The following is an 11,487-nucleotide window of genomic DNA, read 5'->3' as shown; positions in this document are numbered from 1 at the left end:
GGCTTAGCCCAGCAGGGTAGCCCAGCCTTCAACCACGTCACCGCCCCACTTGGCTTTCCACTCTTTCAGAGTCTTGTGGTTGCCGCCTTTGGTTTCGATGACTTCGCCGTTGTGCGGGTTTTTGTATTGTTTAACTTTGCGTGCACGCTTGGTGCCGGTAGTTTTTACTGCGCCGCCACGTGGGGTCTTGGCTTTGGACTCTGGATCCAGCAGCGCGATGATGTCACGCAGGGACTTGGAGTATTCGCCCATCAGGGTGCGCAGTTTGCCTTCGAATTCCAGCTCGGTTTGCAGTTTGTCGTCTTGCGACAGGTTCTTCAAACGGGCTTGCAGCTCTTTGATGGCTTCTTCGGTGGCACGATATTCGTTGATCAAGGACATGATTACTACCTTATTGGGAGTGCGCGATGGCAGGGGACAGTGCGGCAATAATAGTCAGGCTGTTTCATCAAGTAAACATTTAACCGGGCTTTTTATTTGGATTAGTTACGTTGAAAAGCCCTGAATTGAATATTCAGTTAAATAATGTGATGCAGTCTTCACAGATATTCACAGAGACCGGTTGGTGCAGGGCTATTGCCGCGCCATCATCCTGACGATTGCCCGCGTCAAAAAAGCTGCGGCGAGGCCTGGCGGGGCTCAAGGCTTATCGATACTGCAGTTTTGCGGCGTAGTCGCTAGAATGTCCGCCTTTGCGAAGTTCTGGAGTTTCCCCCTCATGCGCACTTTTCGGCTGGTGATTTCTTGCCCGGACCGCGTTGGCATCGTTGCCAAAGTCAGTAACTTTCTGGCGGCCCACAATGGCTGGATCACCGAAGCGAGCCACCACTCGGACAATCAGGTCGGCTGGTTCTTCATGCGTCACGAAATCCGTGCCGATTCCCTGCCATTCGGTATCGAGGTGTTGCGCGAGAAGTTTGCACCGATCGCCGAAGAGTTCTCGATGGACTGGCGCATCACCGACACCGAGCAGAAAAAACGCGTGGTGCTGATGGCCAGCCGTGAGTCTCACTGTCTGGCCGACCTGCTGCACCGCTGGCACAGCGATGAGCTCGATTGCGAGATCTCCTGCGTGATTTCCAACCACGACGACCTGCGCAGCATGGTCGAGTGGCACGGCATTCCTTATTACCACGTCCCGGTCAATCCGCAGGACAAGCAACCGGCCTTCGACGAAGTGTCGCGTCTGGTCAAACAGCACGACGCCGAGGTGGTGGTGCTGGCGCGCTACATGCAGATCCTGCCGCCGGACATGTGCCGCGAATACGCGCACAAGGTCATCAACATTCACCACAGTTTCCTGCCGTCGTTTGTCGGCGCCAAGCCCTATCACCAGGCGTCGCTGCGCGGCGTGAAGCTGATCGGCGCCACCTGCCACTACGTGACCGAAGAGCTGGATGCCGGTCCGATCATCGAGCAGGACGTGGTGCGCGTCAGCCACAGCGACAGCATCGAAGACATGGTGCGTTTCGGCCGTGACGTCGAGAAGATGGTGCTGGCCCGTGGCCTGCGTTATCACCTGGAAGACCGCGTGCTGGTGCACGGCAACAAGACCGTGGTGTTCTGATCGAACCTTTCGGTTGAAAAACCAAGGGCCTGGGCGTTCAATCGCTTCAGGCCCTTATTTGTTTCAGCCCCGGAGAAAACGCCCATGAGCGATCCACTGGACAAAGCCACCTCCAAAGCGCCCGCCACCCTGGGCGAAGGCTGCCTGAGCCGCTATGACCCGGATGATTTGAGCCCGGAGGATGGCACCGACTTCCCCGACGCCGCCGCGTTGTGGGAGCAGCTCAACGAAGAGAAGCCGGACGACGTCAAGCCTGGCGCACCTTCATCAGCTTCCTGAGCAGCGGACGCCCGAGCATCAGCAGGAAAATCGGCCCGCCGACCAGCAGGTAGAAGTAAAACGTCATCGCCCGCCAGATCAGGATCGCCGCCGCAGCGGTCGACGCCCCCACCATGGGCGCCAGCAGCGCCGCCGACGTCAGTTCCGCCGCCCCGGCCCCGCCCGGCAGCAGACTGAATTGTCCCGCCCCCAGCGAAAGCATCTGAATCAGGAACGTCCAGGCCCACTGCACGTCCGCCCCCAGCCCGCGCAGCGCCAGATACAGCACGCTGTAACGCAGTGACCAATGCACGCACGTCAGGGCAAACACCTTGAACAGCGTTTGTCGCGGCAGTTTCAGGGCATCGGTGAACGCCGCAAGAAAATGCAGCAGCTTGCGCGCCCAGCGCCATCGTGTGGCGGGTTGCACGTTCATGCGCGCCAGCAGCCGGCCACTCAAGCGAATCAGCATCCGGTGATAACGCGCCACCAGCACACAACCGAACAGCCCGCCGAACAACGAGATGGCGCTGACGATCAACAGCCATTCCATCCGGTCGCTCAGATGCTGGAACAAGGCATAAATCAGAATCCCGCCCAACGCACACAGAAAGAACAGCAGGTCGCTCAACTGATCCATTGCAAACACCGCGCTGCCCCGGGCCGGGCGAACCCCGCTGCGGGCCAGCAGCGCCATGATCGTCAACGGCCCGCCTGTGCCGCCGGGTGTGGCGCACCAGGCGAATTCGGCGGCCATGACTACGCCAAGGCTCTTCAGCGGCGTGACCCGTTCACGCTGATCGCCGAGCAGCAGACGCAGGCGCAAGGTATTGATGCCCCAGCACAGCAGAACCATGGCCAGCAGGATCGACAGCCAGTGCAGGGGAAAGGCTTGCAGGCGCGTCCAGGTTTCCCCGCCGCCCAGTAACGAAGGGATCAGCACGGCGGCCAGCAGACCGATCAGCAACAGAATGCCGCGACTCATGCGCGATGTCCGTGCTGGCGCGTCAGCGTGATTTCAGCGATATGCACAGAGAACGCCCCTTCGCTCGTTGATGTCCCGTGTTGACCTTACTCCAGAATAGATGTTCGGTCGGGATGTGCGGTGGGGGAGGTTTTGCAGGAGGTGAGATGCCTTCGCGGGCTGACCTGCGAAGGCATCCGGGGGAGGGGCTTAAATGCGGAAGCTGCCGACCAGTTGCTTCAGACGCGAAGCCTGCTGTTCCAGATCCGAGCAGGCACGCAAGGTCGCCTGCAGGTTCTCGACGCCTTCCTGGTTCAGCGTATTGATCTCGGTGATATCGACGTTGATCGACTCGACCACGGCGGTCTGTTCCTCGGTCGCGGTGGCCACCGACTGGTTCATCCCGTCGATCTCGCCGATGCGCTGGGTCACGCTGTTCAGGCGTTCGCCGGCGAGGTTGGCGATTTCTACGCTGTCCTGACTGTGGCGCTGGCTGTCGCTCATGGTGCTGACCGATTCGCGGGCGCCGACTTGCAGCTCCTCGATCATGGTCTGCACCTGTTGCGCCGATTCCTGGGTGCGGTGGGCGAGGTTGCGCACTTCGTCCGCTACCACGGCAAACCCGCGGCCGGCTTCACCGGCCCGCGCAGCTTCGATGGCGGCGTTGAGCGCCAGCAGGTTGGTCTGCTGGGAAATGCTGGTGATCACTTCGAGAATCTGGCCGATGTTCACGGTCTTGCTGTTCAGCGATTCGATGTTGCTGCTGGATGCGCTGAGCATGCTCGACAGCTGATTCATTGCCTTGATGCTGCGATCCACCACTTGCTGACCGTCTTCGGCCAGGCCTCGGGCGTCGCTGGCCTGGGTCGAGGCTTGCGCGGCGTTGCGGGCGATTTCCTGAGCGGCGGCACCGAGCTGATTGATCGCGGCGGCCACGCTGTTGGTGCGCGAGGCTTGCTGGTCAGAGTTGTACATCGACGAGTTGGAGGCCGCGACCACGCGCAGGGCGACTTCGTTGACTTGCCCGGTGGCGGACGACACTTCGCGGATCGAACCGTGAATCCGCTCGACAAAGCGGTTGAATGCCGTGCCCAGCACGCCGAATTCGTCCTGGTTCTGGATGGTCAAACGCTTGGTCAGGTCGCCTTCGCCGTCGGCGATGTCTTCCATGGCGCGGGTCATGACGTGCAGCGGCTGGATCAGGATGCGGATCAGCATGCCGAGCAGGGCAATGATGATGGCCACGGCAATCACGGTCGCGATCACCGCCGAGGTGCGGAACTGGCTGAGCATCGAGAAGGCTTTGTCCTTGTCCACGGACAGGCCGATGTACCAGTTCACCGACGGCAGGCCCTTGATCGGGGCGAAGGTGACGATGCGGGTTTTGCCGTCGACAATGATTTCACTGAAATCGCTGCTGATGCGCGGGGTGTCCTGCGGATAGGCTTCCTTGAGCGATTTCATCACCAGGGCCTTGTCCGGGTGCACCAGGATCTTGCCGTCGGCGCTGACCAGGAACGCGTAGCCCATGCCGGAGAAGTCCCGGGCGCTGAGGGTGTCGATCAGGGTTTGCAGGCTCAGGTCGCCGCCCACCACGCCGACGCTCTGGCCGGCCTTTTTCGCGGCGGTGGCAATGGAAATGATGGTCTGGCCGGTGGCCGCGTCGATGTACGGTTCGGTCAGGGTCGAGGTGCTGCTGCTTTCGGCACCTTTATACCAGGGGCGGACCCGTGGATCGAAACCGTCCGGCATCTTCGCATCCGGACGGATGGTGAAGTGCCCGGTGGCGTCGCCGAGGTAGGACGCCATGAAGGTCGAGGTCAGGGCTTTCTGTTCCAGCAGGCTGGCGACGGCGGACGGCTCGGGATTGATGGCAATGTTCTGTGCAGCGTTCTCGATCAGCAGGATGCGCCCGCTGAGCCAGGTCTGGATGTTGTCGGCAGTGACCTCGCCCATCTCGTTGAGGTAGTTGTTCAGGTCGTCGCGGATTGCATTGCGTTGCAGCCAGTCGTTGTACAGCGTGAACGAGGCGAAGGCGGCAATGACGATGAGGGCGGCGGCAAGCAAGATTTTATGGCTGAAGCGTAGATTTTTGTTCATGGCTTGGGGTTCCGCTAAGGTCTTAATGTCCAGGGCGTGCTTTTATAAAGGCGCGCAAAATGGGCAGGGGTGAAAGCTCACTGATATTTCCGTCTCTCCTTAGGGAAATCTCAGACCGGACTTTTGATCGGGTCTCTCACTCCTCTCTATCGGCCATGCTCGACAAAGATTAACTATTGGGTGACCAAATGCCTGACTCCTCGCAACTCGTTATCGGTGCCGATCTCGCCGGGCAACCGATCGCCCAGGCGATGCGCCTGGCTAACCGTCACGGACTGGTGGCCGGTGCGACCGGTACCGGCAAGACCGTCACTTTGCAGCGTCTGGCCGAAGCCTTCAGCGACGCCGGGGTCGCGGTGTTCGCCGCCGACATCAAGGGTGACCTGTGCGGCCTGGGCGCTGCCGGCAATCCCCAGGGCAAGGTCGCCGAGCGCATCGCCGGGATGCCGTGGCTCAATTACAAGCCTCAGGCCTATCCCGTGACCTTGTGGGACATTCACGGGGAGTCCGGTCATCCGCTGCGCACCACCCTGAGTGAAATGGGACCGTTATTGATCGGTGCGTTGCTGGAGCTGACCGACAGCCAGCAGTCGGCGCTGTACGCGGCGTTCAAGGTCGCGGACCGTGAAGGCCTGTTGCTGCTGGATCTGAAAGACCTGAAAGCACTGCTCAATCACCTCAAGGACAACCCGCAACTGCTCGGTGACGACGCAGCGTTGTTCACCACCGGTTCCAGCCAGGCGCTGTTGCGGCGTCTGGCCATCCTCGAACAGCAGGGCGCCGAAGCCTTGTTCGGCGAGCCGGCGCTGCAACTGGAGGACATCCTGCAACCGGCCGCCGACGGTCGCGGGCGCATTCATTTGCTCGATGCCAGTCGTCTGGTGCATGAAGCGCCGAAAGTCTACGCGACATTCCTGCTCTGGTTGCTCGCCGAGCTGTTCGAGCAACTGCCGGAGCGGGGCGATGCCGACAAACCGCTGCTGGCGCTGTTCTTCGACGAAGCGCACTTATTGTTCGGCGATACGCCCAAGGCCTTGCAGGAGCGGCTGGAGCAAGTGGTGCGGCTGATCCGTTCCAAGGGCGTCGGGGTGTATTTCGTCACTCAATCGCCGGGCGATCTGCCGGACAACGTGCTGGCCCAACTTGGGTTGCGCGTGCAGCACGGTCTGCGGGCGTTCACCGCCAAGGAGCAGAAATCCCTGCGGGCGGTGGCGGATGGTTTCCGGCCGAATCCGGCGTTCGATACGTTGTCGGTGTTGACCGAACTCGGGATTGGCGAGGCGCTGGTCGGCACCTTGCAGGAAAAGGGCACCCCGGAAATGGTCCAGCGCGTGCTGGTGGCGCCGCCGCAATCGCGGATCGGGCCGTTGACCGAGACCGAGCGCACCATGCTGATTGCCGGGTCGCCGTTCAAGGGGCGTTATGACAAGCCGATCGACCGCGAGTCGGCTTATGAAATCCTCACCGGGCGCAAGAACCTGGGGCCTGAAGCCGAGGCGATACCTGGCAAACCGGCGCCTGAAGAGCCGAGTTTGGCGGACAAGGCCGGGGAGTTCCTCGGGACAGCGGCGGGGCAGGCGTTGAAGTCGGCGATGCGTCAGGCGGCGAACCAGTTGGGCCGGCAGTTGGTGCGGGGGTTGATGGGATCGTTGCTCGGTGGCAGCAAGCGCCGCTAAAACCTGTGGCGAGCCAGGGTCAGGATTTGGCCTTGGCGTGCGCTGCCAGACGCTCCAGCGCCGCCCGCAGGCTTGGATCGCTGATCCCGTCGGCGGTGGACTGAATGGTCGCTGCGGCATCCGTCGACAGATCCATCGTGTGCCCCGCTGCTCTTGGCGGGGTGACAGGTGGTCGCACCGAGAACTTGATCCGCGTCAGGCCGGTGAACTCGTCGAACATCTGCAATTGCCGCAGCAGGCGTTTTTGCTGATAGCGCAGGCGAGTGGCCCAATGACCATCAGTGACCACCAGCGACAGTTCGCCTTCGCGCCACTTGGCTACATGGCAGTGCTCGCGGGCGGCGGGTTGCAGCTGGCTGTCGAGCAGGCGCTGCAGATGGGCCAGGCGTTGAGCATGGCCGAGGATGGCTTTCAACGGCCTGGCTTCGCGTAGCAGAACGGCGGGCGCTCTGGCTGTAAGAGGGCGAAATGCCATGATCCAACACCTGAAGTTGCAAAGGCGCCATGGTAGCAGATGGGCCCCATTTCACTCGCCCATTGCTTTTGTCCCTGCTTTGCCCATTAAATCAACGACTAACTTCTGCCACCAACGGCTTGAAGTTGAGCAAAACGCCCCTATTTTAAGTGAGCCCCGTCAAAGCGCAGTGCCAGCATCGTGGAATATCGCCACTTTCCTCACCACCGTTTCCGGGTAGAATGCTCGTTCGCATGCGGCCATGAGGGCTGCACGGGCGACTCACGGGGCCGCCCTCCATCCCTTTAGTGTGGAAGATCCTGCCGATATGTTTGCGCCTTTGTTAAAGAAACTTTTTGGAAGCAAGAACGAGCGTGAAGTCAAACGCATGCTCAAGACGGTGCAGCTCGTCAATGCCTTCGAAGAGAAGATGGTCGCCCTCTCGGACGATCAACTGCGCGCCAAGACCGCAGAGTTCAAGGACCGCATTGCCAAGGGGGAGACCCTCGACAAGCTGTTGCCGGAAGCCTTTGCGGTCGCCCGCGAAGCCGGCAAGCGCGTCATGGGCATGCGCCACTTCGACGTCCAGCTGATCGGCGGCATGACGCTGCATGAAGGCCGGATCGCCGAAATGCGTACCGGTGAAGGCAAGACCCTGGTGGGTACCCTGGGCGTTTACCTCAACGCACTGTCCGGCAAGGGCGTGCACGTTGTGACCGTGAACGACTACCTGGCCCGCCGTGACGCCAACTGGATGCGTCCGCTGTATGAATTCCTCGGCCTGACCGTCGGCATCGTGACGCCGTTCCAGCCGCCGGAAGAGAAGCGCGCCGCCTACGCCGCCGACATCACTTACGGCACCAACAACGAATTCGGCTTCGACTACCTGCGCGACAACATGGCGTTCAGCATGGAAGAGAAATTCCAGCGCGAACTCAACTTTGCCGTGATCGACGAAGTCGACTCCATCCTCATCGACGAAGCACGTACTCCGCTGATCATTTCCGGTCAGGCCGAGGACAGCTCCAAGCTGTACATCGAGATCAACAAGCTGATCCCGAAACTCAAGCTGCACGTTGAAGAAGTCGAAGGCGAAGTCACCCAGGAAGGTCACTTCACCGTCGACGAGAAGACCCGTCAGGTCGAACTCAACGAAGCCGGTCACCAGTTCATCGAAGACCAGTTGACCAGCATCGGTCTGCTGGCCGAGGGCGAGAGCCTGTACTCGGCGCACAACCTGAGCCTGCTGACGCACGTCTACGCCGGCCTGCGTGCGCACAAATTGTTCAACCGCAATGTCGAATACATCGTGCAGGACGGTCAGGTCGTACTGGTCGACGAACACACCGGTCGTACCATGCCGGGCCGTCGACTGTCCGAAGGCCTGCACCAGGCCATCGAAGCCAAGGAAAACCTGAACATCCAGGCCGAAAGCCAGACCCTGGCATCGACCACGTTCCAGAACTACTTCCGTCTGTACGAAAAACTGTCCGGCATGACCGGTACTGCAGACACCGAAGCGTTCGAATTCCATCAGATCTACAACCTGCCGGTCATCGTGATCCCGACCAACAAGCCGTTGGCCCGTAAAGATTACAACGACCTGGTGTTCCTGACCGCCGAAGAGAAATACGCGGCGATCGTCAACGACATCAAGGAAAGCATGGCTGCCGGCCGTCCGGTGCTGGTGGGTACTGCGACCATCGAAACTTCCGAGCACATGTCCGCATTGCTCGTGAAGGAAGGCATCGAACACAAGGTTCTGAACGCCAAGTTCCACGAAAAAGAAGCTGAAATCATTGCACAGGCCGGTCGTCCGGGCGCCCTGACCATCGCCACCAACATGGCCGGTCGTGGTACCGACATCCTGTTGGGCGGCAACTGGGAAGTTGAAGTCGCGTCGCTGGAAAACCCGACCCCTGAGCAGATCGCGCAGATCAAGGCCGACTGGCAGAAGCGTCACCAGCAGGTGCTGGAGTCCGGCGGTCTGCAGGTAATCGCGTCCGAGCGTCACGAATCCCGTCGTATCGACAACCAGCTGCGTGGCCGTGCCGGCCGTCAGGGCGACGCCGGTTCCAGCCGCTTCTACCTGTCGCTGGAAGACAGCCTGATGCGCATCTTCGCCTCCGACCGGGTGAAGAACTTCATGAAGGCCCTGGGCATGCAGCCTGGCGAAGCGATCGAGCACCGCATGGTGACCAACGCCATCGAAAAGGCCCAGCGCAAGGTTGAAGGTCGCAACTTCGACATCCGTAAACAACTGCTGGAGTTCGACGACGTCAACAACGAGCAGCGTAAAGTGATCTATCACATGCGCAACACGTTGCTGGCCGCAGACAACATCGGTGAAACCATCGCTGATTTCCGTCAGGACGTCCTGAACGCCACCGTCAGCGCGCACATTCCGCCACAATCGCTGCCTGAGCAGTGGGACGTGGCCGGTCTGGAAGCCGCGATTGCCAGCGACTTCGGCGTGAAGCTGCCGATCCAGCAATGGCTCGACGAAGACGATCACCTGTACGAAGAAACCCTGCGCGAGAAGCTGATGAACGAGCTGATCGCCGCGTACAACGAGAAAGAAGACCAGGCCGGTGCCGACGCACTGCGCTCCTTCGAGAAACAAATCGTGCTGCGCGTGCTGGACGACCTGTGGAAAGACCACCTGTCGACCATGGATCACCTGCGTCACGGCATCCACCTGCGTGGTTATGCGCAGAAGAACCCGAAGCAGGAATACAAGCGCGAGTCCTTCACGCTGTTCTCCGAGCTGCTGGATTCGATCAAGCGCGACTCGATCCGTGTACTGTCGCACGTTCAGGTTCGCCGCGAAGATCCGGCCGAGGAAGAGGCGCGTCTGCGTCAGGAAGCCGAGGCACTGGCCGCTCGCATGCAGTTCGAACACGCCGAAGCCCCGGGTCTGGAGCAGCCGGAAGCACTGGTCGGTGAAGAGGTCGATGTGGCCCTGGCCACCGCACCGGTTCGCAACGAGCAGAAGCTGGGCCGCAACGAACTGTGCTACTGCGGTTCGGGCAAGAAATTCAAGCATTGCCACGGGCAGATCCAGTAAAACCCGTTTCAATCGCTGAAATACCCGCGCCGCGACCGGCACCAGCCGTCGCGGCGTTTTGCCATTTACACCACCGCCACTACGCTTGGCGGTGCTGACATCATTGAGTAAGGAGCGCATTCATGGCTGTTGGTCTTGGTCCTTTGCCAACGTTGCACCCGGTTGCCGGTTTTGAACTCGGTATCGCTTCGGCCGGCATCAAGCGCCCTGGGCGCAAGGATGTCGTTGTGATGCGTTGCGCCGAAGGTTCGACCGTGGCGGGCGTGTTCACGTTGAACGCTTTCTGTGCAGCGCCGGTGATCCTGGCCAAGAAGCGCGTGCAGAATGCTGTGCGCTACCTGCTGACCAACACCGGCAATGCCAACGCCGGCACCGGTGAGCCGGGCCTGGCCGCCGCCGAGCGCACCACCGCGAAGCTGGCAGAACTGACTGGCGTCGATGCCAGCCAGATCCTGCCGTACTCCACCGGCGTGATCGGCGAGCCGCTGCCGGTCGAGAAGATCGAAGGCGCCTTGCAGGCCGCGCTGGACGACTTGTCGGAAAACAACTGGGAAGCCGCCGCCACCGGCATCATGACCACCGACACCTTGCCAAAAGGTGCGAGCCGCCAGTTCCAGCATGACGGCGTGACCATCACCGTCACCGGCATCAGCAAGGGCGCGGGCATGATCCGTCCGAACATGGCAACCATGCTCGGCTATATCGCTACCGACGCCAAAGTCTCCCGCGACGTGCTGCACAACCTGATGCTGGATGGCGCCAACAAGTCGTTCAACCGCATCACCATCGACGGCGACACCTCGACCAACGACTGCTGCATGCTGATCGCCACCGGCAAGGCTGCGCTGCCGGAAATCACCCGTGCCGAAGGCGAGCTGTTCGCCAAGCTGAAACAGGCCGTGTTCGAAGTGTGCATGGACGTGGCCCAGGCCATCGTGCGTGACGGCGAAGGCGCGACCAAGTTCGTGACTGTTGAAGTCAATGGCGGCGGCAATCACCAGGAATGCCTGGACGTCGGTTACACCGTGGCCCACTCGCCGCTGATCAAGACTGCGCTGTTCGCCTCCGACCCGAACTGGGGCCGCATCCTCGCCGCTGTCGGTCGTGCCGGTGTGCCGGATCTGGACGTGAGCAAGATCGACGTGTTCCTTGGCGAAGTGTGCATCGCCAGCCGTGGCGCCCGCGCCGCGAGCTACACCGAAGCCCAGGGTTCGGCGGTGATGCAGCAGGAAGAAATCACCATCCATATCGAGCTGGGTCGCGGCGATTGCAGCGAAACCATCTGGACCACCGACCTGTCCCACGAGTACGTGAAGATCAACGCCGAATACCGCACCTGATCCCTGCCGAAGAGGGAGGTCTGCGGACCTCCTTTTCTTCTGTCCCATGAAAGGACCCGAA

Annotated in this window: 9 protein-coding genes and 1 pseudogene; 5 read left to right on the top strand and 5 right to left on the bottom strand. The window is 60.9% G+C overall.

Annotated elements, in window-relative coordinates:
• Positions 1-3 precede the first annotated feature (3 nt).
• On the bottom strand, positions 4-381 hold the full coding sequence (gene mvaT / locus M5B44_RS11350; RefSeq protein WP_248739201.1) for a histone-like nucleoid-structuring protein MvaT: 378 nt from the start codon (positions 379-381) through the stop codon (positions 4-6).
• 337 nt (positions 382-718) lie between these two features.
• Here mvaT and purU point away from each other — a divergent pair, with 337 nt between their 5' ends.
• The gene (purU, locus tag M5B44_RS11345; RefSeq protein ID WP_007912774.1) at positions 719-1,567 is read left to right on the top strand and encodes a formyltetrahydrofolate deformylase; all 849 of its coding nucleotides are present in this window, start codon (positions 719-721) and stop codon (positions 1,565-1,567) included.
• A gap of 84 nt (positions 1,568-1,651) precedes the next feature.
• The gene (locus tag M5B44_RS11340) at positions 1,652-1,846 is read left to right on the top strand and encodes a hypothetical protein (RefSeq protein WP_134827899.1); all 195 of its coding nucleotides are present in this window, start codon (positions 1,652-1,654) and stop codon (positions 1,844-1,846) included.
• Here M5B44_RS11340 and M5B44_RS11335 read toward each other — a convergent pair.
• The 3 genes and pseudogenes from M5B44_RS11335 to M5B44_RS29030 form a co-directional block, all read right to left on the bottom strand.
• Entirely contained in the window at positions 1,815-2,810 is a 996-nt protein-coding gene (locus M5B44_RS11335) for a lysylphosphatidylglycerol synthase transmembrane domain-containing protein (protein ID WP_192552256.1), read from the bottom strand. The two genes, M5B44_RS11340 and M5B44_RS11335, sit on opposite strands and share 32 nt — an antisense overlap.
• 189 nt (positions 2,811-2,999) lie before the next feature.
• Positions 3,000-3,764 (bottom strand): methyl-accepting chemotaxis protein, encoded by a 765-nt coding sequence (locus tag M5B44_RS29035; protein WP_371320922.1) that lies wholly within the window; start codon positions 3,762-3,764, stop codon positions 3,000-3,002.
• A 93-nt stretch (positions 3,765-3,857) separates the two neighbouring features.
• Positions 3,858-4,889 (bottom strand): annotated as a pseudogene (locus M5B44_RS29030) (cache domain-containing protein); the annotation flags it as partial.
• 188 nt (positions 4,890-5,077) lie between these two features.
• Here M5B44_RS29030 and M5B44_RS11325 point away from each other — a divergent pair.
• On the top strand, positions 5,078-6,565 hold the full coding sequence (locus M5B44_RS11325; protein ID WP_085709744.1) for a helicase HerA-like domain-containing protein: 1,488 nt from the start codon (positions 5,078-5,080) through the stop codon (positions 6,563-6,565).
• A gap of 19 nt (positions 6,566-6,584) precedes the next feature.
• On the opposite strand, the gene M5B44_RS11320 is transcribed toward M5B44_RS11325, so the two are convergent.
• Positions 6,585-7,040: a DUF721 domain-containing protein gene (locus tag M5B44_RS11320; protein ID WP_248739199.1), complete on the bottom strand. Its 456-nt coding sequence runs from the start codon at positions 7,038-7,040 to the stop codon at positions 6,585-6,587.
• Positions 7,041-7,347: 307 nt separating this feature from the next.
• On the opposite strand from M5B44_RS11320, the gene secA reads away from it, so the two are divergent.
• Positions 7,348-10,086, top strand: a complete 2,739-nt coding sequence (gene secA / locus M5B44_RS11315; protein ID WP_085709609.1) for a preprotein translocase subunit SecA — start codon at positions 7,348-7,350, stop codon at positions 10,084-10,086.
• 122 nt (positions 10,087-10,208) lie between these two features.
• On the top strand, positions 10,209-11,426 hold the full coding sequence (gene argJ, locus M5B44_RS11310; RefSeq protein ID WP_248739198.1) for a bifunctional glutamate N-acetyltransferase/amino-acid acetyltransferase ArgJ: 1,218 nt from the start codon (positions 10,209-10,211) through the stop codon (positions 11,424-11,426).
• Positions 11,427-11,487: the final 61 nt, after the last annotated feature.

Origin of the sequence: Pseudomonas sp. MWU12-2029 (assembly GCF_023242425.1) — a bacterium.
Taxonomy (GTDB): Bacteria; Pseudomonadota; Gammaproteobacteria; order Pseudomonadales; family Pseudomonadaceae; genus Aquipseudomonas; species Aquipseudomonas kribbensis.
This window is presented reverse-complemented; position numbering and strand designations above follow the sequence as displayed.